Genomic DNA, 24,067 nt, shown 5'->3' on the forward strand with positions numbered 1-24,067 from the left:
GCTCACTCCCCCGCTGTCTCGGAGGCCAGGCGCGCGGTGGTTACCGGGTTGGGGGCATCGAGGGCGACGGGCGGCACGTACGGCCGAAAGGCCGTGAGCGCCGGAACGTCCGGGGCGAGGTGGGCCGTGTCGCGGCAGGTGGCCGCAGCGGAGGCGAGAGACAGGTGGGGAGTGCGTATGCGGGACCAGCCACCGGAGGTGTCACCGGCCACGGCCAGGCCCGGCAGCTCGGCGGGGATGGCGCAGGAGGCGTAGACCGCTTCGGGGGCGATGTCCCCCAGGGCCATTTTCGCCGAGGCTTCGTCATTGACGCGGTGGCAGACCCGGCCGGTGAGTTGGGCTCGCAGCATGGTCGCGCCCTTGCCGAGTTCGGCACCGAAGCGCTGCCCGCAGACTTCCAGGTAGATGCCGGCCGCACGGCCGAGTTGGGCGAGCCGGATGAGGTGAGTGACCATCTCGTCGCGCCGATCCTCGTCCTTGCGCGTGGCGACGAGGAAGAGTTCCGCCACCTCGTCGACGAACAGCACGACGGGCACGGGCCGTTCGCTCTCGGGCAAGCCCCAGATGTCCGAGGTGATCTCCTCGTCGGGCGTGCCGGGGGCGATCCCCTGTCGGGCCTTGATCAGGTCGTATCGGTCCTCCATTTCCTTGACCAGGACAGGCAGCAGATCGGCCGCCTCGTCCGGATCGGTCGCCAGCGCGGCGAACCGGGAGGCGAACGGGGCCAGCTCGACACCCCGCTTGCAGTCGACGCCGACCAGGGCGACGGGCTGTCGGGCGAGCCCGGTGATCAGGTTCCGCAGGTACATGGACTTTCCCGACAGCGTTGCGCCGAGGACGAGTTCATGCGGTACGGCGCGGTAGTCGCGTAAGAAAGCCGTGGCGTCCTCCCGCAGCGCCACCGGCACGTTGAGGAACCCGCCCTCGGTCCGGCGCGGCATCCGCACCTTGCGCAGGACGTCGAAGCCGATGAGCCGCAGTTCGACGACACCGGGCTTGACGTCCTTCACGTACACGGCGTGCACACCCCAGGCGTGACGGAGCCGTTCCGCCGAGGCGGCGACGTCCGCGGGTTCCTGGCCGGGTGCCAGACGGAGCCGGACGCGCAGACCGGTCGTCGTGGGCCGGATGATGCCCCGACGAGGCGGAACGGGACGGATCTCCCGACGGCTGGTCGCCCTGATCGCCAAGACCCGCAGCCGTGACGGCGCGACGGTCAGGCCGCACGCGTCCATGGTCGAGGAGTACGAGGCCAGCAGCCGGGCCACCGAGACCGGCAGCCCGACCGTGGACCAGTACGCGGCCGGGTTGGCGTGCCGGACGTAGGCCGCGCCGCCTATCGCAGCGAGCGGTGCGCCCAGCTCGGCCAACGTGATCAGGTCCGTCACGACGATCAGCCCGCCTGAGCGACCGGGACCGGGAATGCGCCCGGCGCGATCGCGGTGGCGCGGTAGGCGATGCCGTGCCGCTGCTGGCCGTTGAACACGCTCTCCCACGGTCGGGCGATGAGCCCCGGCAGGGACACGGGAGCACCGACGGTCAGGCCTTCCGTCACACCGCTTTCGGGAACGGTGACCTGGATGAGCGACGAGTCCCCCTCGTCGATGAAGACGACGCCGACGGTCATCAGCGCCTCACCGCTCACGGCGTCCTTGGCGATCTCACCGGTCTGCCGGTCACGCACCTTCGGTGCCGGCGCTTCGGTGAGCAGGATCGTCGCGGTCGAGGCGTCAACGCGGATCACACGCACAGAGAGTTCTCCTTCTGAGATCGATCAACCCATCACCTGACAGGTTGACTTAGCAAGTTCGAAGTTAGGGTTGCCAGGTTGACTTGTCAAGCGAGAACGGGAGGTAAGTGGCCCGCAAATGGGCTCAGTTCAAGCGATACGTGTCTTCGAGTTCCTGCCCGTCGGCAGGAAGCAGCACTTCAGAGACCTGCAAAGCCTGGCCGGACGCGTCGCAGGCGACGACCAGGACACTCAGGACGGGCACGCCGTCAGGCAGGCAGAGGAGATCGGCCTCACCGACGTCGGGCATCCGGGCCGAGACGCGCTCCGTCACATGGTCGAAGCGGACCTTCTTCCGGCCCTCAAGGTGTTCCCGAACACCGGCGCCCAGCGGTTCGGAGCTCCCCAGCTCGGTGCCCTCGACGAGGCCGGCGGGGAAGTACGACGAGACGAGTTCCACCGCCTCCCCGTCCTCCTCGACCAGGAAGCGACGCATCAGGACTTTGGCCCGCTTGGGCAGCCCGAGCACCGAGGCGACACGCGCGGGAACCGGCACTTGGTCGACCACAACCAGACGCCCCGGAGTCTGCGACTCGTCACGCTCCAGCGCTCCACGCCCGCGGCGGTCTTTCTGCTCGACACCGGCCGGCCGCCCGCGCACGATGGTGCCGTACCCCTGCCGGGACTCCAGCCAGCCATCCCGTTTCAGCAGCTCAAGGGCTCGCACGACGGTCGGGCGGGACATTCCGAATGACTGGACCAGCTGATTTTCGCTGGGGACCTTCGTGCCCGGCGGGTACGTGCCGTCCTCGATGCGGCGTTGGATCGTCTGGGCGAGGCGTACGTACTTGGGTGCCTCCACTTCATACGCCATGAACGCCGCCCGTCGGGATTGGCCAAGTCAACTGGTCAACCAGACTAGCGAGAAATCCCGTGGCGCAGTACTGCGGCGTCACACCTGCCTCATGCGGGCCAGGCATCGGCCATCACGAAGGACACGACCGTCCCGCCGAAGCGGCTGGGCCCGGAGTGCCAGGAGTCGGCGATGGAGTCGACGAGGAGCAGCCCACGCCCATGCGCGTCGGCAGCGTCGGGCCGTCGTAGCCTCACCCCCGCCGGAAAGCCTGCATTGTGCACCTCGACCTTGAGCGAGGCTCCTTCCCGGAACCACTCCACCCGGACACGCCACACCTCGTCGGACTCGCCGTAGACGATGGCATTGGTCACCAGCTCCGAGATCATCAGCACGCAGTCATCCACCGAGCAGGCCGGGTTGTACGGGGCGATGAACTTCCGGAACCAGCGCCGGGACAGATGCACGGACTCCGCGACGGGGTACAGGGTCATGGCCCCGAGTCGCGGCGAGTCCTCAGAGGGATAGCGGTCGATCGTGTAAGCCATCCGTGCTCACTCCTTGCCGCTGCCGTCGCAGTCGAGGCAGCGCCGTTTCGTTGCGGCACGGGCACGGTCGTCGACGGTGGAGAGCGCCAGGGCCGTGCGCGAGCTGACGCGTTTCCAGCCCCGCCCACGACATCCCCGGCAAGGTAAGTGCGCGCCTCGTTCCGGCCGCTGACCCGTCACACCGTGCCCCCTTTCACTGAGTGGCCTTAGCCACTTACTGGATAGTGGCATTAGCCACTCACGCTGTGCAAGCGGTTCGCCGAAATGGCGACCCATCAGGTGAGCGGGTAGCCCTGCTCGAACGCCCAGCGCTGCGGCGGGTAGGTGGCTTCGGCGAACTCCAACGGCCGGTCCTGGAGGTCGAACACGACGTGGTGCACGATCAAGACTGCGGATCCAGGGTCGAGTTGAAGGTCTGCCGCCTCCTCGTCAGTCGCCTGTCGGGCGCACATGCGGTCTTCGGCGTAACTCCCCTGCCGTCCCGTCATGTTCTCGACGTACATCAGGGTCCCCTCCTGGATCCGTTCCGGCTCCAGAAGCTTGGGCGCCCGCTGCCCGACATCGGGCGCGAACCACGAGGTGGACAGTGTGATAGGGCCGTCCTGGTTGTTGGTCACGCGCCGGCGGTGCACCGCCCGACGATCCTTGACCAGGCCCAGCGCCTCAGCGACGTGATCCGGAGCCTCAAGCCACCCGGCCGAGGTGATCACCGCGTACTCACCAGGGGTGTAAATCTTCCCCGTCTGCCGCGCCCGCCCGTACAACTCCCGTGCCCGCCGGTTGACTTCAAGGCTGCGCACATACGTGCCCGAACCCTGCCGCTTCTCGACGAGACCCTGATGGCTCAGCGCCTCCAACGACCGCGCGGCCGTCGGCCTGGACACCTTCCAGTTCGCCGCCAACTGCCGCTCCGAAGGCACCTCGTCCCCCGCCCTCAGGTCGCCCCGAAGGATCTGATCGCGGATGTAGTGAGCGATCTGGAGATACTTCGGCTGCGCCTCTTCGATCTGAGGCATGTCCCCTCCTCGTCCAAGTGGCTATGGCCTCTAGCCACTATAGGGTGAGTGGCCAGAGGCCGAACCCGTAATGTTGAGCACATGACGCGGTTGATCGTCGCAGCAGGAGGAGGGGGCGACGCAGTCGCCGCCGCAATGCTTGACGCCGCCTTGTACGGCGACGACGACCAGGCGGTGATCCTCACCTACGCATGGGACCGCCTGTTGGTCGACCCGGTCCCAGGCCCCCGAGGCCCATCCGACTTCACGGGACTCGAACCACTCACCCCGTCTGTCTGGACAGTGCCGGCCAAGGCCCGCCCGATCGCCCCAGCAGGCTCCACCCTCCCCCGACTTGCAGCAGAACTCCCGCACACCTTCGCTCTGATCGACCCACACCACGGCGCCGAAGGCATCACGCGCCAACTCGAAGAGCTGCTAAGCCACTTGGAGCCGACATCCATTGACCTCCTGGACGTGGGCGGAGACATCCTCGCGCGAGGCGACGAACCGACGCTCAAGAGCCCGCTTGCCGACGCCTTGACCCTGGCCGCGTGCTGCCAGGTGAACGCGCCTGTACGGCTCTTGGTCGCTGGCCCCGGCCTGGACGGTGAACTTCCCCTCGACGAGGTGCGCAGCCTGCTTGGATCCCTCATCCACACCTTCACCGCGAAGGACGCGGAGCCGGTCAGCTCGGTCCTGGAGTGGCACCCATCCGAGGCCACCGGGATGCTCGCGGCAACAGCCCGAGGGGTCCGAGGCATCTGCGAGGTACGGGACGCCGGACTCCCCATCCCGCTCACGGACGAGGGCCCAACGGTTCATGAGGTCGACCTGGACGAGGCCCTGAATCGCAACCAGCTGGCCCGCGCCATCCTGTCGACCACCACCCTGGACGAGGTCGAGGCGCACAGCCGCGAGGTCTGCGGCTACTCGGAAATCGACTACGAACGCAACAAGGCCGCGTGGCTCAAGGACCAACCATCGGTAGAGCTCGACCCTGGCACCGTGCGCTCCCAGGTCGACGAGTTCGAGAACGAGGCCCGAAGCCGTGGAGTCACCCACACGACGTTCCGCCGCCTCGCTGAGACGCTGGGCCTCCCCGGCAGCCAGCGAGAAGCTCTGCGGGCGCTGCTCATAGAGACCAAGCCAGGGCAGTACGCGGCTCCACTGTGGGATCTCACCGCCACCAGCCCCGGGACCACCTCACGGTGAGCGTGTACAGAAGCGAACGCGACTTGGACGTGCAGGACGTCACCGGCACAGGGGCCGAAGCCGACGTTGCCCTGAACCTGATGACCGGCAGCATCAGACTGTCGATCCTCTGGACCCAAGAGATTCAGCTCTCCCCGGAGGACGCCGAGCAGGTGGCCCAGGCTCTTCAGCGGGCAGCCGCGGAATCCCGAAGCATGGCAGCAGCCTCGAAGCCGGAGAGCGCGCTAGCCTCAGAACGCGCAACAGGCTCCTGAGTTACAACCTTCTTCACGGGTTCAAGGCGCCGCGCAAGCGCGCCGCGCGGCGCTCGACCGTGCCGCGCGCCGCCGCTCCTGCCTCCGTCCCGCTCCGGCGCGCGGCCCCGTCGGCGCCGCAGCTAGTAACCGGCAAGCCCATAGATGGTGAAGCACGGTAAGACTCCGCCCGCCGGTCCAGGCACCAGGAGTCATCAAGACCGAGCGCAAGTTTCACGGTGCGAGCCGTGGCGGTCCATAAGGAACCCTTGTTCGGCAGCGCTGCCCGGGTGAGGAGGGAGCCCCTTGGCGTTTGCTATTCAATCTTTCTGCGCCTTCTCATATAGGAAACGATTCGGCGATGGAGCTTCGAATGTTTATCTTTGCGCTCCTTCAGCACGCGATGCGCCGACGTATAGAGCTCGACATCATCAGAGAGTACCGCGAGGACAATTGCTCCCCTAGTTTCGTGCGGCAGCCAATCATGGTCCGATATTATATATTCTCGAAGCCGCTTCTTCTCACCCTCGGTGAACCGCAAGGGCGGGAGAGATCCCAAATTCACCAATGCATCCGATATAACCCAGCCTGCGAAGGAATTAATACGACCCTTAGGTGGCCCCAAAAGGAAGCTCCTCAAAATCGGCAATAGGTTTACTTGCTGGGTTCGCGACAGCGAGAGACTTTGGGCCAGCCATGCCGTCGCCCACAATGAAATCACCTGGGCTGCCGGATTGGGATCCAATATGGCTGACAGCACCTGACTCAATGAGTCACGACAAATGACCAACGCATCCGCTTCGGTAACCCCGTGCGTTGATTCATTGATCATATTCTGGGATAGATGATAAGCGAAAATCATCAATAGCTTAAGGGCGGCTACTCTGTCGACCGGGTCATCGCTAGCCAATTTGGCGCGAATTTCCTCGCCCATCCTATCCGGGGCATTAGCATCCTGGATTAGACCAGCCAAGAACACTTTCCCCAATATTGCAATATACGAAGAGTCATAAGGATCGGTCGGGTCACTCACCCATGCACGAGCACTGTCGAGAAGCAGCGCCCCGTAGCGACTCGTAACCAATCCCATGTAATCGTCGGTTTCCTCATCATCAGGAAACCACTCGATCAAGAACCTCAGGGCCTCATCAGCAAGATCGGGGCCGACCTGCACCTCGTCTTCCAGGCACGTATACAACAGTTCTGCTAGGTTCCTGACCGTCTCCATTTCATCTTCATCATCTTCAACCGGCGCCACCATGAAATCTTCTGCTGCTTTTTTCGCCTCTTCCAAAATGAGCGCGACGACTGCGGCGCCCTTCCTCCCGCTCAACACTCCGAACAATGAGACAATCTCATGCCAGCGAGGATCGCTAATCACAGACGTCACGCGTTCAAGTGGGTCATAGCCATCTAGGGAATCTGGATGCCAACCACACACCAGGGCCATCGCCGTCAAATACTCTTGAAAGGTCAGATGTTTGAACTCATACACGGGTTGCAGAGTTCCATTGTATATTTCATGACCCACTTGTGTTACGAGACTGCTTCTCAATTCGATCCGACCTAGCAGGTCATGCGGGCTAAGCTTGCAGAAACCTAGAACCTCGGGGAGCGCTACACGCGCGTCCGCGAAAATCTCTAGCATCTCATCTTTGCAAATCCGTTGATTCCCAGACATGGTCATTGAGTAGGCCAGGAATCCGAGGTGTGGCTTGGCTTCATCCAAGTCAATAGGCTTGAACCCTTCGACGTTCCAGGTCATCAGAAGAAGTTCAATTGCCTTCTCGTACAGGACAGACCTCTTACGAGGGAGGTCTCCGATCCAGCGCTGAACCAGCAGTAGAGTGGTTAGGAGCAGCGGGTTGACTGCCAGTCGACGGACTCGATCCTTGCTGATGATTTGCTCAGCGAGAGCGGTTGCCTGCCCGATCGTTTGCTGACTTTCACCATAAGCTTGCACGTGCCAAGCCACCGTCAGGCTGTGGATCTCGTCAGGAGTCAAATCGGAAATGCGGTACCTCTTGAATCTCTCGCTAACGAATCCCGACACTTCGCGAAACCCGGCTTCGCGGCTGGTCATGATTACAGTGCATAGCGGATAAGTGCCCATGAACGTTCGAAGGCGCTGAAGGAATTTGGCCCTATGTGCCGCTTCTGGAAATTCGTCCACACCATCGACCAAGATTAGCGCCTGACCGCTCCGGAGGCAGGCATCAACAAGCGGGCCAAAAGATTGTGTGAATTGCGGCATCTCTGCGCGGCTCGGAATTTCGCGCAGTAGATTTACAATCGTTCGGCTGGCGTCTTGGATATCTCGGCATCGCAATACGAGGGGAACCCAGGCCGTTTTCGGCAGAGAATCACGAACGAGTCCAAGCCTGTCCCTGTCCGCGTAACTAGTTGCCAATCGCTTGATTAGGGTGGTCTTACCCGCACCTGGAACGCCCAGAATAGCAATGGCGTTACCGCTCGACAGGGCGTCGCTCACCCGAATTCGATTCTTCCGCGGATAACGCTCTCCTTCCTCAGCGTCAGTGGATGGCTCATCGTCGAATACCTCCTCTAGCATCTGCGGAATGTACAGATTTTCAAGGCTAATGCTTTTTGAGCCGACATATTGATCGACGGGAAATCCCTCGAGTGTGAAATTCCCGTACTCTTGGATCAGATGCTCGTAATAGGCGTTTCGTGCCGAATCTATGTCGGCTTCCTTAGGCGCCGGCCGCCCCGCCTTGAAGGGAATACTCACTTTTTCATGCTCGCGCAATCCATGGGCGATCTCCGCGGCGATGACTTCGGTAGGAAAATTGCCATCAGCGTGAATGAGTGTGAATGCTTGACGCCCCCCGCTGTGAGTGAAGTAAACCACCCATAGCCAACCGGAGGCATGAGCGGCTACATCGCATTCATCGTCTACACTCCATTCACCGGAACCAGCCATAAGAGTCCCTGCCCTGAAGGTTGCAGTACTCCTCGGCGTGAGGACGCGACTCTTTATGAGTTGCTCCACAATTTCGTTGGGGCCTAGCAGAGCCACACGCTTCCTGCCCGATGCCTCTTCTTGCTCAATGGCGGAGTCCTTAAACCCGGAAATTGAGGCAAAGTAACCAGAAATCTGCTCTTGCGGTCCACGTTCGGCATCCAGAGCGCCAACGAACTTGTTTACGTCACCCCCGCCAATCTTTTCCTTATGCGCCTTGCACTCGACTACGGCACGACGGCCCTCGAACGGATGCCTGGCAACGATATCGATTTCACGGCCAGGCTTGTGAATATTAGTCCTGACAACCTCGTAGCCAAGGGCGTGCACCAAGTCCTTCATGCGCTCGTTAAAAAGGTCGCCCCGAGAATTAGAATCATTAGAAATGACAAAAATTTCCACAGTCCTGAACCTTTGCTATATCCGCACGCGTAGTTGTCTAGTGTCCCGCTCTACGAGGGTGGTGTCTCCGTTTTCGGAAAGATAAGTGGACCAATGACCTCATCCAGAAGTAAACTCCCAACCTGAGCTGCTCCGCGCCGTCGTAAACTCTCGGCCGTCATGGGTTGCTCTGGTCGACATACCACCAGCGTGGCTGAGGCCGGCGGGGGTGCAGCGAGGCACACGCGCGCGTGATCGGTTGGCGCACCCACCGTCGTGGCGGACGGTCGTCGGCTGAGGCACAAACTAACCCGCGTCGATCCTTGCCCACGATGCGATCACGAGTGTCGGCTCTCGCCGTCGCGGCCGGCCCGGAGTGCGCGATGCTTGGGGTATGACCCCTGAACCCAGCGTTGCTCCGTCGATGACCACTCACATGAGTGCAGTGACCGATGGAATCACCAGAGCCTTCACATGGGAGGAAGGCGCACGCATCGAGGTCCGCAACCTGGGCGGCGAGACCGTCATTGAGGCCAACGCTGCCGGGTTGAAGACCCTGGCCAGCCACCTCCTCGCGCTCGCCCAGGACGGCACACCGGACGGTGCTCATCTCCATCTGGAGGAGAACAACGGGCTCGAAGAAGGCTCCGCAGGCCTGGTCTTGGAGCGGTGCGACGAGGAATGACTCGTGCCAAACGCGTGCCAGATCGTGTGGGGAACCACGGGGAACAGCAGGGAAGCAATCGACCGTCCACCGCGTGTCTGCATCCCATCGCCGCAGGTCAGGCCTGGAGCAAGCCCTAGACGCCCTGAGCTTCCCAAGCTGAGGGCGTGAGGCGGGAGAGGCCAAGAGCGGAGAGGGGAACCGCTGCGGGTGTTTCGGTCGTTTCGGATTCACGACGGGGGTGGTGTTTCTAGCCTGGTGTTCTTTGGGAGCCGTGACGGTAGGGGGTATCAAGTGAGTTCGGAGATCGTACAGTTGGTCGAACAGGCGGGCCCAGCGGTGACGGCCGCGGTGGGCGCCTACGGGGTGGCAGTGCTGACGAGGGCGCAGGATGCTGCTGCCGAGGCGACGGTTGGTCTGGGGCAGCGGATCCTGCAACTGGTCTGGCGGCGCACCGACGAGGCGGGCCGGACAGAGCTGGAACGGATCGTAGGTGAGACCGCCGACGAGCAGGACGACGCCTACTCCACTGCTGTGCTGGGCCGGCTCCTGAGGCGCGCGTTGCAGGAGGATCCGGCACTGCGGGAGGAACTGTCGTCCCTGCTACCCGCCTCAGTCGCAGGCACGGTCACCATCACGGCGTCCGGTGAGCGGTCGATCGCCGCGCAACGCATCGGCACCGCGATCACCGGTGACGGTCACACCCCGCCACGGTCGTGAGCATGGAAGAAGCCGTGTCCGGGCCGCGCATCGAGGCGGCGGGAGAGCGGTCGATCGGAGCCCAGCAGATCAGAGACGCCTTCACGGGTGACGTTGTGTTGCCTGCTGAGGCGTTGCATGCCGCGGAGAGAGTCACGGCGGCGCCAGGCACCTCGAACCTGCCTCCGCCGCCGTTGTGCCTGGGCCGTCAGGATGAACTGGCCTGGCTGCGGCATACCCTGACCGACCAGCGCGAGGGTGCAATCACGCAAAGCGGGACCGTCCATGGTTTGGGCGGGGTCGGCAAGAGCACGCTCGCTTTGCACTACGCCCACTGCTATCGCGGCGACTACACCCTGATCTGGTGGATCGGCGCCGCCTCCCCCGACGAAATCGAGACCGCCCTCACCGCCCTCACCCAGACTTTGGTGCCCGGCTGGGCTGGCACGGCCGGGCGTGGGGCGCAGGTGGCGTGGGCGAAGCAGTGGCTGGCCTGGCATCCCGGCTGGCTGCTGGTATACGACAACGTCGACAATCCCGAAGACCTCGCCCCCTATACAGGGGCACTCAATCAGGGGCATCACCTGGCCACCAGCCGCCTCACCATCGGCTGGCCCGACACGGCCCCTACCCTGCCCCTGGGCAACCTCCACCCGGACGACGCAACCACCCTGTTGTGCCGCCTCGCCTTCAAGGACACCGCTCCCACCCCTCGCCAGCAGTTCGATGCCCGCGCTCTCGCCGCTGACCTGGGGCACCTTCCTCTGGCGATCAAGCAGGCCGGCGCCTACCTCGCCCAGAACCGTGGCATCAGCCTCGACGCCTATCGCCGACGCCTGGGTACCAAACTTGCCAAGACTGCCCACGGCCTCGACGCCGAACGCACGATCGCCCGGGTCTGGAACGTCACTCTCCAGGTCCTGGAGCAAGCGGATCCGCTGGCCGTGCAGGTCCTGCACACGGCTGCCTGGCTCGCCCCCGACGACATCCCTTATAGCCTGCTCACCCCACCCGGCGCCGACCTGGACGAGATCGCCGAGGCCATCGGCACCCTGGCCGCCTACAGCATGATCACCGACACAGGCACCCACGTAAGCGTGCACCGCCTGGTGCAAACCGTCCTGCGCGCCCCCCTCACCACCACGGCTAACACACAGCCGTCCACGTGCCCGCCAGGACGCCAACGGGCCGAACGGACCGTCCTCCACCACGTGAGCCCTCCAGGCCGGGACGGCACCAGCAACACACAGTGGGACACCCTCATACCCCACCTCGCCGCCCTGGCAGCCACCACTCCACCAGGACACCACAACAACGCCCTCACCAGTGCGTACAACAACGCCGCCAATCGCCTCCACCAGCAAGGTCATACTGCCCGCACCATTCCCCTGATGGAGGCAACCCTCGCCCAACGCAAGCAGGTCCTCGGCGACGCCCACCCCGAGACCCTCATCAGCCGCAACAACCTCGCCAGCGCCCTCCTTACAGCGGGGAATCTCGGCAAGGCCGTCCCTCTGTTGGAGACCACTCTCGCCCAGTATGAGCGGGTCTTCGGCGACACCCACCCTGAGACCCTCACGGGCCGCGGCAACCTCGCCTGTGCGTACCGGATTGCGGGTGATCTGGGCAGAGCAATCCCCTTGTTGGAGACCACTCTCGCCCAGTGCGAGCAGGTCTTCGGCGACACCTACCCTCAGACTCTTATTTGCCGCGGCAACCTCGCCAACGCCTACCAGGAGGCGGGAAATCTAGGCACAGCCATCCCCTTGATGGAGACCACCCTCAACCAGTGCGAGCAGGTCTTCGGCGACACCCACCCAGAGGCCCTCACCAGTCGCGGTAGCCTCGCCAGGGCGTACCGAGAGGCGGGTGATCTAGGCAAGGCAATCCCCCTGTTGGAGACCACCCTCGCCCAACGGGAGCAGGTTCTCGGCAACACCCACCCCGACACCCTCACCAGCCGCAGCAATCTCGCAAACGCCTACCAGGAGGCGGGTGATCTGGGCAAGGCAATCCCTCTGTTGGAAGCCACCCTCGCCCAACGGGAGCAGGTCTTCGGCGACACCCACCCCGACACCCTCACCAGCCGTAGTGACCTCGCCGGCGCCTACCGGGTTGCGGGTGATCTGGGCAAGGCAATCCCTCTGTTGGAAGCCACCCTCGCTCAGCGCGAGCAGGTCTTCGGCGACACCCACCCTCAGACTCTTATTTGCCGCGGCAACCTCGCCAACGCCTACCAGGCGGCGGGTGATCTGGGCAAGGCAATCCCTCTGTTGGAAGCCACCCTCGCCCAGTGCGAGCAGGTCTTCGGCGACACCCACCCTCACACCTTTACCAGCCGCAACAACCTCGCCAGCACTTTGTTTACGGCAGGTGATCTAGGCAGGGCTACCTCTCTGTTGGAAGCCACCCTCGCCCAACGGGAGCAGGTTCTCGGCAACACCCACCCCGACACCCTCACCAGCCGCAACAACCTCGCCACTACCTACTACGCGGCAGGAGATCTCAGCAAAGCCATCCCCCTGTACGAGGCCACTCTCACCCAACGCGAACAGATCCTCGGCAACACCCACCCCGACACCCTCACCAGCCGCAACAACCTCGCCACTACCTACTACGCGGCAGGAGATCTCAACAGAGCCATCCCCCTGTACGAAGCTGCCCTCACCCAACGCGAACAGATCCTCGGCAACACCGACCCCGACACGCTCACCAGCCGCAACAACCTAGCCAGCGCCCGCCAAGCGGCCGAAGCTGTACAGCACGGAAGTACAGCAACCTCAGCGACTGAGGCTGCACCTCAAAGGCCCTCCACGGCTGATTGAGCAGCCCAATATCCATCGATGGCCCTCCCGCCGAGAGTTCGGGACGAAGAGGTCGTGGGTTCAAATCCCGCCACCCCGACAGCTGAGTAGCAGATCAGAGGGCCCTTACCGGGTAGGTAAGGGCCCTCTGGTGTTGCTGCGTGTCTAACTGCGTGACTATCGATTCTTGAGTGCTTGGCTGCGTGCTTACGGCCGCTGCTGGTCGGTGCCGAAGATGCCGTCCATGACGACGGCGCCGGTCTGGATCACGGGCCGGATCTGCTTCCGGTAGACCTCTTCCGTCACGGCCGTACCGGAGTGCCCGACGAGCCGGGAGATCTCTTCCAGCGGGACGCCCCGGTCTGAGAGCAGCGACACGAAGCTGTGCCGGAGCTCCCGTGGCGTCCACTCGTCTCCGTTGATCCCGTCGACATCCTTGAGCGCCTGGCGGAAGGCGCGGCGGATGTTCGCGGCGTCGAGGGGCTTGCCGACAGCCGAGGAGAAGACGAGGCCGTGTTCCTCCCACTTGTCGTCAGCGGCGAGCCGATCCCAGCCCTGATCTTCGAATTGTTGCCAGAGGGCATCGACACATCGCGCCGGCAGGGCGAGCGTGCGCCGGGACTTCCGAGTCTTGGTGTCCCCGCTTTTCCGGACGGAGCGCCAGACGGCGATCTGCGGAGGCTGCGGCGGGTCGAAGTCCGGCCGCCCCTTCAGGAAGACGTGGTCCCAGGTGAGCGCCCGCAATTCCTCAGTACGGGCCCCGGTCAGCAGGGCGAGGACGATGTACGCGTACATCGAGGTCTGAAGTTCCCCCGCTGAGCTGGACAGCCTGATACTGGGACGGATGGGTCCCAGAGGAAGCAGTTCCAGGTAGTGAGCAAGAAGAGCAACATGACCGCTGATACCGGGAGGCCGGCGTCCTGCTGTTTCTTCTGCTGCTCGTCGTGGCGGTTGCGCTCGGTGTCATCGGGGCGCTCGCCAGGGGCACGCTCTACCTGCTGGTCATCGGGGTGATGGTGCTCATCGCCAACCTTGTCCTCCTCACAACGCGGATGGGGCACAGCCACGGGCCCCGCCCCCGCGTCCGGCAGGGCGGTCCGTCGGCCACCCGACCTGCCCTTCTGCGTGGGATACCACCGCGTCTCCTGGCGCAATGCCCGACATCGCTCACATGCCACTTGCCTGAGCGAGGTCGGGCACTCGCCTTTAGCGTGAAAGGAAGGGGCACGACAGGCTGCCTGTTGCGGCGGAAAGTGGTGACCGAAGATGACCGATACCGGACTGCCGAACCGGCCCGAGACCTCTCGCGCGGGATCATTGGGCGAGCGCGGCGGGAAGAGTGCGAGGGTGCCGCACGGAAGCGATCCCGGGTCGCGTGGCCGTACAACGATCGCCGACGGTGTGGTGGCGAAGATCGCCGGGATGGCGGCCCGGGATGTGCCGGGCGTCCATTCGATGGGCGGTGGGTTCGCCCGTGGCATGGGGGCCATGCGTGAACGGATGCCCGGTGCGGGCGGGAAGTCCGTCACCAGCGGAGTGAAGGTCGAGGTCGGCGATGTGCAGACCGCTGTAGACCTGGAGATCGTCGTCGAGTACGGCGTCTCCATCATCGAGGTCGCGGGCGACGTCAGAGAGAACGTGATCGCTGCCATCGAGCGGATGACCGGTCTGGAAGTTGTCGAGGTCAATATCGCGGTCGGCGATGTGCATTTGTTCGACGAGGAGGAGGTCCAACCAGAGCGGCGGCTCGAGTAATCGCTTGCCGGAGCCAAGGCGAGCAAGGAGCGCGCGACGGGTATGGCCGCGGTTGGCCTGATCACCGGGATGGCGCCGGGTTTCGCCGGACGGTTCGCCGGCTTCGGCGTGTCCTTGCTGGTGGAAGCACTGGGTGCCATCGGGTTCGTCGCCGGACGGTTCGCCGACGGTGCCGGGGAACTCGGTGACCTCTTCTCACACCCGCGAGCACGGCAACCGGCGGCGACGGTGAGACCAGCCGGTCCTCGGAGGACGACCGCCGACTGAAGTGAGCCGACGTCCAGGAGCGGTCCGTTCGGCCTCTTCGGGGAGTAGCGTGAATTCATCGGGAGCACTTCGCACACCGGCTCCGATGCCGGTTTCGTTCCCGGTGAGCAACGACACCGGACGGCTGCCCTCGCGCAGAGGTGCAGAGGTGCAGAGGTCCGGAGACGGGTTCGCGCGATGTCCGCGACCACCTCTCATCCCCCGCTACGGGCCGTTCCCTTCAGGGCCCCGACCGCGCGACTCGCCCTGAAAGCCGTGAGTCCTTCACGAGGGCACGTCGAGTTGGACGGCGCCTGGTGGCCTCGGTCACGTGACCTGACACACGAACTCTCCGCTCTGGCGGACGTGCTGGATCCGCTGTGGGGACGTATTACCCATATCGCCGTCAACCCCCGCCACTGGCCGATCCTCCCGCGCAAGATCTTCGTCAACGGCCATGTGGTGAAGGCCGGTTGGTTCACGTCGGAGCAGGATCCGCACAAGATCCTGCTGCTGTCCTATACGGCAGGCCGCTGGGACCTCTTGGTGATACCCCGGGAGACCAGCGCTCCCTCAGCCGCCCGGCTGATGGCCGCCGCGAGCGCGAACACCGGCCCTCCGATGACCGCGACCGCCCTCGTGACGGCGGAACAGGCAGGCGGAACCACCTCCTCGTACGAGGCCACCGGCAGCCGGCCCGGCCGAGTGGTGGTGGGGGTGTGACGGTCGTCGTCGCCGCCCTGGCCGTCGGTGCCTGATGATCCGCCGGGCAGTCCGCGGGGGGGGGCGGATCACACGTGACCACCTGCCGCGGCCGCCATGAGCGGTTCCGCTGTCTCCTCGGTCGCATCCGGAGGCACGACCAGCAGGTCCCAGCGCCCCCGGCCGGGGGCGAGCAGGACGATCGTGTGCGGGGCGGATGCCGCCACGGTCCTGCGCAGGCGTACGACCTGGTTGAAAACGAGCATCCGGCCGGGCACCGCGGACCACGTCGCCCCGTTGACGGTGACGCTGGTGATGTGACCCCACGCGCGCGGCAACCCGGCAAGCAGCCGGGGGAGTTCGGAGAGCAGGTCGTACGAACGGGGCCACCACGCTCCGTCGACGGGCCGGGGCATGCCGCTGCGGGATGCGAGACGCATCCGCAGGACGGGGTGGGAGGGAAGCGGGGACTGCAGTGCGGTGGTCATGAAGGCTCCTGCCAACTGCCGTAAGCGATGGAGTGGTTGACGTCAGGCACGACGGGCCGCGACCCGCTGCGCCGTCGGCCAGCGCACGTCGTACACCCAGCCGAGGCGTTCAAGGAGGCGGATGACGGCGGCCGACGGGTCGATCTGACCGCGGTCGACGCCGTGCCGGGCACTGGTGGGGTCGGCGTGGTGGAGGTTGTGCCAGCTCTCGCCGAACGAGAGCAGGGCGAGGGGCCACAGATTGGTGGCCCGGTCGTGGCGCCGGGTGCGGAACGGGCGCTCACCGATCAGGTGGCAGAGGGAGTTGACGCTCCAGGTGACGTGGTGAAGCAGCGCGATACGTACAAGTCCCGCCCACAGCAGGGCGGTTACGCCGTACAGCCACGTACCGCCGATGGCCCAGCCCACCGCGAACGGCAGGGCGAGGGTGAGAACGCACAACGCCGGGAAGGCGCGGGCGACGGCACGGATGTCGCGGTCGGCCAGGAGATCGGGGGCGTAACGCTCCGGCGGCGTAGGGTCGTTGCGGAACAGCCAGCCGACGTGCGCGTGCAGCAGACCGCGCAACTGGCCTCGCAGATGCGTGCCGTAGCGGTACGGGGAGTGCGGGTCCCCCGGCCGGTCGGTGAAGGCGTGATGGCGGCGATGGGTGGCGACCCAGCCGATGACGTCGCCCTGGAAACTCATCGAACCGGCCACCGCGAGCGCGATCCGCACGGGACGGACGGCCCGGTAACCGCCGTGGGTGAGGCCGCGGTGGAAGCCGACCGTGACGCCGAGACCCGTGATCGTGTAGAGGACGAGCGCGAGCACGATGTCGGCGGGATGGATGAGACTCCCCCACAGCAGCCAGCCGGCGAGACCGATCGCCAGGAACGGCAGGACGACGATCACCGTCGTCACCGCAACGTTCAGACGCTCACCGCCGCTGCGCGCGGGCATCGGGCCGTCCGGCGGGAAGGGGGACGTCCCGTCGTAGCCCTGGGGCGCCGGGGCAGGATCCGACGGTGTGACCGTCGTGGACGTGGTCGGACTGAGTGGCATGCGTGGCTCCTCGGCCTGGATGCGGGTGGCGCGGCCGGGGTCACGGGCTGCCCATGTGATGGGAGTCGCGAGGACGGGCCGGTTCGGAGACCGGCAGACGAAGAGCCCTCGCTCCCTCCACCGTACTCCCCCACGCTCCGCGACGAGGCGGACCGGATCGCGTGGCCACCGCGTTGACACGGACCATTGCCGGACGTTGACTGGCAGCACGGTGCAGGGCCATGCCACCCCGGGACACACGGCGGGGCATTCCGCCTTCCCGCCTCGCCCGGACCCCGCGGGAACCCATCTACCGGACAACAGCGAGGCCGGCCATGACCGTTTCACGGACCATCAGGAACAAGGCGCAGACGATGAAGGGCAGGATCACGGAAGAGCTCGGTCGGGTCACCCACGACAGGCGGCTGCAACGCCGAGGCAGGGCCGACCGGGTCTCCGGAAGCCTGAAACAGGCCGTCGAGAAGACCAAGGACGCCTTCAGGCGGAACGGGAGCGGTCCCCGATGATGTACGACCAGACGCGCGCCCAGCAGCCTGCGGGCCACACCCCGGGCCCGGCCGGGCGCCGCAGCCCGGGCCCGGAGCCGCTGCTGTCGTCGATCGAACGGGACAAGGTCGTCCGGCGCCTCAGGCACGCCCTCAACACCTTCGCCGACACCCCGCGCGAGGCGCTGGATGAGGCCGAGAGCGCCTTCGACGAAGCCATCGAGCAGCTCGTGAACGCCCTCGCGGAACGGCGGCGTCTCCTGCGCGCCGGCTGGCAGGACCAGGACCCCGAGACGCAGTCCGACGAACCCCGCGCCGCGCTGAGGCAGTACCGGGAGATCACCCAACGACTGCTCCAGGTCTAGGCGGCCACTACTCCGCGCTGCGGCGGAGCGCGGAGTAGTGTGGACAGTACCGAGAGCATTTCGCACACCGGCTTCCACGCCGGGTCGTTCTCGGCGAAAGATGAAACCCGGGCCGCCGCAGAAGCGGCCCGGAGACGGGTCCGCATCATGTCGGCGACCTTGCTTCCACCTCTGACACACCCCGAGCCCGTCGCAGCCCCGGCCGCGCGTCTCACCCTGAAGACCGACGGCACCTCGCGCGGACTCCTGGACGGTGCCTGGTGGCCCCGCTCCCGGGATCTGCTGAGCGAACTGCCCGCACTGACCGACGTGTTGGACCCCCTGTGGGGCCGCATCACCCGCGTCGCCGTCAACCCGAAGCACTGGCCGGTCATCCCGCCCAAGGTTCCCGTGCACGGCCACATCGTCAAGGTCGGCTGGTTCACCCCGGAAATCGACCCGCACAAGCTGCTGCTGCTCTCCTACGGCACCGGCCGCTGGGACCTGCTGATCATCCCGCCCGAAACCGGGGCGGAGTCGGCGGCCCGGCTGATGGCTGCCGCGTCCGACTACGACGGCCCGCCACTGACCGCGAGCGCGCTCATCGCCGCGGACGAGGCCCGGCACGGCGTCTTGGCGACCGACGAGCCACTGGACCCGGACGAGGCATGGGAGTACGAGGGCGGCGCCTCCACGGTGTCGGTGTCAGCGGCCGTTCCGCAACAGACCGGTCTCCCCGGCCGGGCCAGCCGCCTGATCATCGGTATGTGAGGTGGCTGCCATGAACGCCTTCCTGACAGCCGCCGCCTTCGTGGTCCTCATCGCAGCGGCTGCGTACGTGATCCACCGGCTCAACATCGAGCACGCCGACAGAATCGCCGTGCACCAGTACAGCGCCCGCCTGCCCGGCCGTCGCGGACGTGACACGCCGCAGCCCCCGGTGGAACCCGACCGGTCCGAGTCGCCGACCGCCGGCGAACGACGGGACCACCGCGACGGGGACCGTGGCCGCTTCCCGCCGCGCCGCCGCCCTACCACTCACCACGGGTGACCAGTCGGTTTCCCCGCACCGGCCGTGCCGTACGTGTCGTCGACTCGGCCCGTACCGACGTGTGTGCCCGAGCGCGAGCACCCGGGCCATGGACCGCGCGAGAGCGGCGCGCACCTGGGGCGCGGTGGCCGGGTCGATGCCTCGGTTCATGGGTCCCGGCTGCTCCTGGAGCGGTGCCTGCATGACGGCATCACCACCATCGACGTGGATCTGACCACCGTCGGCCGCTGCGACAACAGCGGTCTGCGCGTCTTCCTCGACGCGTCGCGGCACGCCGCCGGGAGCCACGCGTCCCCGCGGCTGCACCACCCGTCCTCGCAGACCGCGCGGCTCCTCACGGACACCGGCTCCGATCTTCTGCTCCTGTGACGGCTCCGGGAGAGACGTGGTGCACAGCGGTACGGAGAGCCACCTTTTCTGATCATGTGTGACATGCCGTTCTCTGGAGTAATGGGCTGTTCGGGGTGACCGGCCGCGTCACTCTGTGCGGGTTGATCACGGTCGTGTCAGGAGCCCGTGTGTCGGTGCGGGCGCTGGACTCGCGGCACGAGGTGAGCATGGACACGGTCGCCGATGCTTTGACGACGCCGGTGCGGGGGTGCGGTTGTGGCGGAAGGTGAGCGCCGACCTGACGAGGGCATGCTGGACCGGTCGGAAGGGTTCGGTGAGCGACTTCTGGGGGTGCTGCTGGACCGGGCACACGAGATGCCGCCGCAGCTGATTGCCCCGCTGATCGCGGAAGAGGTGGCCAGGGTCGGTGGCCGCGACGTCTCGATCCTGCTGCAGGACTACGGCCAGCTGGTGCTGGTGCCACTGCCAGGTCGGCGGCTGATGGTCGGCGAGCCCGAGCCGATCGACGACTCTCCCGCCGGCACGGCCTTTCTGCAAGCGACCACTGTCGAGGTGCCGAGGGGCGGCGGCGTCCGGATGTACCTGCCGTTGCTGGACGGCAGCGACCAGGTGGGCGTGATGGCCCTCACCCTGGACACCGTCGATGACAACGACCGCCGGCTGCTGCGCAGACTCGCCGGCCTGGTCGCCGACATGCTGGTCACCAAGCACAGCTACACCGATCAGTTCTTCCGCGCCCGGCGCCGTGAACCCATGAGCGTGGCCGCGGAGATCCAGTGGTCCCTGTTGCCGCCGCTGGCGATGTCGGTCCCGCAGGTCGCGGTGGCCGGAATCCTGGAGCCTGCCTACGACGTCGCGGGCGACAGCTTCGACTACGCCCTCAACGAGGACATCCTGCACGTGGCCATGGTCGATGCGATGGGCCACGGCCTGGACGCAGCCACGATGGCGACCGTCGCCGTCGGGGCCTACCGGCACGCCAGACGTGCCGACATCGGCCTGTCCGAGATCTACGCGTTCATGGACCGGGCCATCGCCGAGCAGTTCGGGCCCGACCACTTCGTCACCGCCCAGATGATGCGTCTGAACATCGCGACAGGCCACCTGCAGTGGGTCAACGCGGGCCACCCCGCACCGCTGCTGATCCGCGACCACCGGGTCGTCCGGCAACTGGGAGGCCCTACCACCCTGCCCGTCGGCTTCGGCGGTGAAGAGCCCCGCATCAGCGGGCAGATGCTCCAACGCGGCGACCGGGTGCTGTGCTTCACCGACGGCCTGATCGAAGAGCACGAAGCCGGCGAAGAACAGTTCGGCGAAGAACAACTCATCCACTGGGTCAACCGCATCGAACACACGACGAAGGGGGTACGTGCGGTGGTGCGCTCACTCTCCCACACCCTGAAGCAGCAACGGGGCGGCCGCACCACCGACGACGCGACCCTCTTCCTGATCGAATGGCGCGGGGGCGCCGACGACCACCTCGTGCTCCTGGAGTGAGCCGACAACCGCACCGCCGAAGACAGGGCCGACGCCACAGGGACCCGCTGCCTGGCTGCGGGTCCCGGGGATTTTCCCCGCCGCCCCGCCCGCGACGATCGTTTCGCCACGAGGCTCCGACTCGGTCGGCAGCATCGTGCCCAGGCGAGTGCGGGACTCATCCGGACCGGGACGGCAAGGCACGGACCGCCCCACTCGGCCGGCTTGGGCGTTTCGCGTGCGAATACCGTGCGGTGCCTCGGACATGCGTGAGCCGCCGCGTTTCTTCCAACGCACCCGGGTGGGGCCACCGAACGACGCCGCGGCCAACCCCGCAGGTGCGCCGGCGGCGCACGTACGACCGGGTACGACGGGTGCTCGCGGAGGTGGAGCAGGGGTGGCCGGCTAGGCGTGCTGGAGTTCAGCGTCGGACCGGCGCGGCCTCCGTGCGGGGTGTTGGTATTCAGAGCGAGGCTGCTATGGCTGCCGCGGCCGCGGTAAGGATGCGGTGCAGGACGGGGACCGGGATCGCCGGGTTGGTGACCGCTGCGCATGCCGTGTCGCGGTCGTGCAGCAGCCCGGCCAGGACGCGGGCTGGAAGCTGCGGACTGCGCACCGCGGTGCCGCGGACGTGGGCCTCCGGGTCGTTCAGCAGCCGCACCGCGTCGGCCGGTGACAGTCGGGGGTCCTCCGCCGCGCGGCGGCGCACTTCGGCTTCGGGATCCCGGGCCAGGCGTGCGACGTCGGCCGGTGTCGACTCCGGATCGTCCAGGGCCAGGCGGCGCATCCGACCGCTGGGGTCGGCGGTGTAGCGCAGCAGGCCTGTGCGGGGGAAGTTGGGGTGGCTGCGGGGGCGGTCGGGGTGGCTGAAGCTGCCGTCCCACCAGCGCCAGACCTCCAGCAGCATGTCGGCCGGCGCGTCCTCGCACGATTCGGCGAGGAACAGGCGGACCACCCGGTCCTCGTCCCGTGCCAGGCGCGCCACGACATCCGGCGGGAGATGCCGGGCTCGGGCCACACTGCGGCGGACCAGCGGGTGGGACGACGCGGCCAGACGGCGCATCGCGTCGGCGTCGCCGTGCAGGTCCTCGACCCAGGGCAGGGTGTGCGACAGCGATGTCGGGTCGAAGTCGTGGCGCACCGCGGCACGTTGCTCCTCGGTGAGGTCGGGGCGCAGCGCCACCGCGGAGCGGATGTCGTCCTGCGGGTCCTCCGCCAGCACGGCGACGGCGTGCGCGCCCAGGCCCGGGTTGGCGGCCAGCGCCCGACGTACCTCCGCGTCCCCGTCCCGGACCAGCTCCGCCTCCAGCTCGGGCGTGAGGCGGCACCGTTCGAGCGCCCGCTGCGGGTCGGGCAGGGCGGCGAAAACCTCTCGGGGCATGGGTACGCCGGTGTGGTGGGCGAGCAGCGCTGCCGTTCGCACCGCGTAGTCGGTGTCGGCCAGCAGCCGCTCCCGCAGCGGCGCAGCGAGGTCCTCCCACCGGGCACACGCCGCCGCCCGCACCCGGGGATCGGCGTCGGCCGCGAGGCCAGGGAGGTGCTGTGCGGGGAGCCCCGGGAGTTCGGCGGCTCGCGCGCGGGACGGGCCTGCAAGGAGGTCGTCGTACAGGTCCTCGGGGAGTTCGGCGCCCCAGATGCAGGCGCGCTCCGCCCAGAGCACGCGTCGATTCGGCGACGGCTCGGCGCGGACCAGGGATACCCACTGATCGGACGTGAGCTTGGGCCGGAAGGTGTCAGCGGGCCTTGACCGCACCCGCGGATCCGGGTGCGCCACTGCGGCGTCGAGGACGGCGGGCCGGTCGCATCCGTGCAGGAACCCCTCCTCCACATCCAGCAGCCGGATCAGCAGTTCGTCCGTCGCGGCCGGATTGGACCCGATCCCCTCCGCCCAGTGCAGAGGCCACGCACGTCGGCCGGGCACCGCCGCCCACACCTCGGCGCGCTCGACCTCCGTCTCGCGCCCGGCGCCCGCGGCGGCCTCCTCCAGCCGCTCCGGCAGTCGGTCGAGGGCCGTTACCCGAGGCCCGCCCGCGACGGGCACCTCCGCCAGCAGCACCTGCCCGTCGAGGGAGAGCGCCACGAACCCGGGGTCGCCGGTCAACTCCGGCACGCCGCTCCCGGCGTGCCGGACCCGGGTCCACCAGGAGTCGTTGCCACCGATCCGATGTCCGAGGACGGCCACCAGGAACTCACCGTCGACATCGCAAAGACGGCGCCACCACGCGGCATCGAGCGCTTCCCGGGCCACGCCGTCCGGCGCCGCGATCCCCCGCGCGATCCGCCAGCCGGCCTCCGGCGGGAACAGGCTGCCCGGGCGCACGTCCTCGACGACAGTGAGTCCGGCGCGTGCGAGTAGTTCGTGGGGTTCCTCTCGGTGCTGCACGCGGTCATGATCCCCGCCGACTCGCGGTGGGACAAGGCCCTCAGCCCAGGCCCAACCGGCCCTCACCCGCGTACACATCATTGACTGCCGCGTCGTTCGGTGGCCCCACCCGGGCGGCTGGAATCGGCCCCCACTCCGGTCGAACTGGGCCAGCATCAGCGAAGGGTTCCCGGGCCAGGTCCGCAATACGGCTTCCGTCAGCACGAACACCGATTCCCGCCCCGACTCGTACAAGACGCTCTGCCGTTCCACACGGGCAGCCACGGCACGGCCGATGGCTTCAGGGGTCGCGTTCGGCGCACTCGAGAAGACGTGACGGGCGTATTCCGCACTCTGGAGCACGGCAGGCAGCACGACACATTGGAAGGACCGGACCAGCCGAGCGGACCGCACCGCCTCATCGAGGACTGCCCCCGGCGGCAGCCTCCTTGTCGGACGACCAGGAGCTCGCGCACTTCACGAGAGGTCGGCTCGTCGAGGTCGAGAGCCAGCGACAAGCGCCCCAGGACGTCGAGGCTGGGAACCATGCGCCCGTTCTTCGTCGTGCCAGTAGTGGCGGTCATGGGTCTGACAGAAGTACGAGAAAACTAACGAAATACGGCGAAAGCGTTGGTCTGGGCAAACTGGCCCCTGCCGTC

General features: G+C 66.6%; 22 protein-coding genes and 3 pseudogenes. 14 read left to right on the plus strand and 11 right to left on the minus strand.

Features of this window, described 5'->3' with window-relative positions; translation table 11 throughout:
- Positions 1-2: 2 nt before the first annotated feature.
- The 5 genes from B5557_RS20305 to B5557_RS20325 all read right to left on the minus strand — a co-directional run bounded on the left by B5557_RS20305 (position 3) and on the right by B5557_RS20325 (position 4,146).
- Positions 3-1,388: an FtsK/SpoIIIE domain-containing protein gene (locus tag B5557_RS20305; protein ID WP_079660810.1), complete on the minus strand. Its 1,386-nt coding sequence runs from the start codon at positions 1,386-1,388 to the stop codon at positions 3-5.
- A 5-nt stretch (positions 1,389-1,393) separates the two neighbouring features.
- On the minus strand, positions 1,394-1,750 hold the full coding sequence (locus B5557_RS20310; RefSeq protein ID WP_057603435.1) for an SCO3933 family regulatory protein: 357 nt from the start codon (positions 1,748-1,750) through the stop codon (positions 1,394-1,396).
- Positions 1,751-1,874: 124 nt separating this feature from the next.
- Complete coding sequence (locus B5557_RS20315; protein ID WP_079660811.1) at positions 1,875-2,603, minus strand: GntR family transcriptional regulator; 729 nt, start codon at positions 2,601-2,603, stop codon at positions 1,875-1,877.
- Positions 2,604-2,692: 89 nt separating this feature from the next.
- The gene (locus tag B5557_RS20320) at positions 2,693-3,130 is read right to left on the minus strand and encodes an ATP-binding protein (protein ID WP_079660812.1); all 438 of its coding nucleotides are present in this window, start codon (positions 3,128-3,130) and stop codon (positions 2,693-2,695) included.
- Between the two features lie 275 nt (positions 3,131-3,405).
- A complete protein-coding gene (locus B5557_RS20325) occupies positions 3,406-4,146 on the minus strand; it encodes a GntR family transcriptional regulator (RefSeq protein WP_079660813.1) in 741 nt (246 codons plus the stop codon).
- 81 nt (positions 4,147-4,227) lie between these two features.
- Here B5557_RS20325 and B5557_RS20330 point away from each other — a divergent pair, with 81 nt between their 5' ends.
- Together B5557_RS20330 and B5557_RS20335 are read left to right on the plus strand one after the other, a co-directional pair.
- Positions 4,228-5,340 (plus strand): DUF1152 domain-containing protein, encoded by a 1,113-nt coding sequence (locus B5557_RS20330; RefSeq protein ID WP_079660814.1) that lies wholly within the window; start codon positions 4,228-4,230, stop codon positions 5,338-5,340.
- Between the two features lie 29 nt (positions 5,341-5,369).
- A complete protein-coding gene (locus B5557_RS20335) occupies positions 5,370-5,594 on the plus strand; it encodes a hypothetical protein (RefSeq protein WP_231976457.1) in 225 nt (74 codons plus the stop codon).
- A gap of 295 nt (positions 5,595-5,889) precedes the next feature.
- On the opposite strand, the gene B5557_RS20340 is transcribed toward B5557_RS20335, so the two are convergent.
- Entirely contained in the window at positions 5,890-8,958 is a 3,069-nt protein-coding gene (locus B5557_RS20340; RefSeq protein WP_159424400.1) for a restriction endonuclease, read from the minus strand.
- Between the two features lie 415 nt (positions 8,959-9,373).
- Between B5557_RS20340 and B5557_RS20345 the strand changes: the two genes are divergently transcribed.
- The 3 genes from B5557_RS20345 to B5557_RS20355 all read left to right on the plus strand — a co-directional run bounded on the left by B5557_RS20345 (position 9,374) and on the right by B5557_RS20355 (position 13,125).
- The gene (locus tag B5557_RS20345; protein WP_231976416.1) at positions 9,374-9,622 is read left to right on the plus strand and encodes an Imm32 family immunity protein; all 249 of its coding nucleotides are present in this window, start codon (positions 9,374-9,376) and stop codon (positions 9,620-9,622) included.
- 273 nt (positions 9,623-9,895) lie between these two features.
- Positions 9,896-10,321, plus strand: coding sequence for a hypothetical protein (locus tag B5557_RS20350; protein ID WP_079664889.1), 426 nt, complete (start codon positions 9,896-9,898; stop codon positions 10,319-10,321).
- Positions 10,322-10,323: 2 nt separating this feature from the next.
- Positions 10,324-13,125, plus strand: a complete 2,802-nt coding sequence (locus B5557_RS20355; RefSeq protein ID WP_107472614.1) for a tetratricopeptide repeat protein — start codon at positions 10,324-10,326, stop codon at positions 13,123-13,125.
- Between the two features lie 186 nt (positions 13,126-13,311).
- Here the strand turns inward: B5557_RS20355 and B5557_RS20360 are convergent.
- A pseudogene (locus B5557_RS20360) lies at positions 13,312-13,905 on the minus strand (tyrosine-type recombinase/integrase); the annotation flags it as partial.
- A 465-nt stretch (positions 13,906-14,370) separates the two neighbouring features.
- Here B5557_RS20360 and B5557_RS20365 point away from each other — a divergent pair.
- The 3 genes and pseudogenes from B5557_RS20365 to B5557_RS42985 all read left to right on the plus strand — a co-directional run bounded on the left by B5557_RS20365 (position 14,371) and on the right by B5557_RS42985 (position 15,828).
- The gene (locus B5557_RS20365) at positions 14,371-14,859 is read left to right on the plus strand and encodes an Asp23/Gls24 family envelope stress response protein (RefSeq protein WP_079660820.1); all 489 of its coding nucleotides are present in this window, start codon (positions 14,371-14,373) and stop codon (positions 14,857-14,859) included.
- Between the two features lie 42 nt (positions 14,860-14,901).
- Positions 14,902-15,091, plus strand: a pseudogene (locus B5557_RS20370) (hypothetical protein).
- A 290-nt stretch (positions 15,092-15,381) separates the two neighbouring features.
- Entirely contained in the window at positions 15,382-15,828 is a 447-nt protein-coding gene (locus B5557_RS42985; protein WP_197697309.1) for a DUF5994 family protein, read from the plus strand.
- 68 nt (positions 15,829-15,896) lie between these two features.
- On the opposite strand, the gene B5557_RS20380 is transcribed toward B5557_RS42985, so the two are convergent.
- Together B5557_RS20380 and B5557_RS20385 are read right to left on the minus strand one after the other, a co-directional pair.
- Positions 15,897-16,295, minus strand: coding sequence for a DUF5994 family protein (locus B5557_RS20380; RefSeq protein WP_079660822.1), 399 nt, complete (start codon positions 16,293-16,295; stop codon positions 15,897-15,899).
- Positions 16,296-16,337: 42 nt separating this feature from the next.
- Positions 16,338-17,339: an acyl-CoA desaturase gene (locus tag B5557_RS20385; protein ID WP_079660823.1), complete on the minus strand. Its 1,002-nt coding sequence runs from the start codon at positions 17,337-17,339 to the stop codon at positions 16,338-16,340.
- Positions 17,340-17,692: 353 nt separating this feature from the next.
- Between B5557_RS20385 and B5557_RS20390 the strand changes: the two genes are divergently transcribed.
- The 6 genes from B5557_RS20390 to B5557_RS20415 all read left to right on the plus strand — a co-directional run bounded on the left by B5557_RS20390 (position 17,693) and on the right by B5557_RS20415 (position 21,067).
- A complete protein-coding gene (locus B5557_RS20390; protein ID WP_231976458.1) occupies positions 17,693-17,845 on the plus strand; it encodes a CsbD family protein in 153 nt (50 codons plus the stop codon).
- The gene (locus tag B5557_RS20395) at positions 17,842-18,189 is read left to right on the plus strand and encodes a hypothetical protein (protein ID WP_079660825.1); all 348 of its coding nucleotides are present in this window, start codon (positions 17,842-17,844) and stop codon (positions 18,187-18,189) included. Before B5557_RS20390 ends, B5557_RS20395 begins: the two co-directional genes overlap by 4 nt.
- Positions 18,190-18,228: 39 nt before the next feature.
- Complete coding sequence (locus B5557_RS20400) at positions 18,229-18,939, plus strand: DUF5994 family protein (protein WP_079660826.1); 711 nt, start codon at positions 18,229-18,231, stop codon at positions 18,937-18,939.
- Between the two features lie 10 nt (positions 18,940-18,949).
- A complete protein-coding gene (locus B5557_RS20405; RefSeq protein WP_079660827.1) occupies positions 18,950-19,219 on the plus strand; it encodes a hypothetical protein in 270 nt (89 codons plus the stop codon).
- Between the two features lie 33 nt (positions 19,220-19,252).
- Complete coding sequence (locus tag B5557_RS20410) at positions 19,253-19,588, plus strand: STAS domain-containing protein (RefSeq protein WP_231976417.1); 336 nt, start codon at positions 19,253-19,255, stop codon at positions 19,586-19,588.
- A 237-nt stretch (positions 19,589-19,825) separates the two neighbouring features.
- A complete protein-coding gene (locus B5557_RS20415) occupies positions 19,826-21,067 on the plus strand; it encodes a PP2C family protein-serine/threonine phosphatase (protein WP_079660829.1) in 1,242 nt (413 codons plus the stop codon).
- Between the two features lie 442 nt (positions 21,068-21,509).
- Here the strand turns inward: B5557_RS20415 and B5557_RS20420 are convergent, their stop codons facing one another.
- Positions 21,510-23,429, minus strand: coding sequence for a hypothetical protein (locus tag B5557_RS20420; RefSeq protein ID WP_079664890.1), 1,920 nt, complete (start codon positions 23,427-23,429; stop codon positions 21,510-21,512).
- 198 nt (positions 23,430-23,627) lie between these two features.
- Positions 23,628-23,822: pseudogene (locus B5557_RS45235) on the minus strand (Scr1 family TA system antitoxin-like transcriptional regulator); the annotation flags it as partial.
- Positions 23,823-24,067 lie beyond the last annotated feature (245 nt).

Source organism: Streptomyces sp. 3214.6 (genome assembly GCF_900129855.1).
GTDB lineage: Bacteria > Actinomycetota > Actinomycetes > Streptomycetales > Streptomycetaceae > Streptomyces > Streptomyces soliscabiei.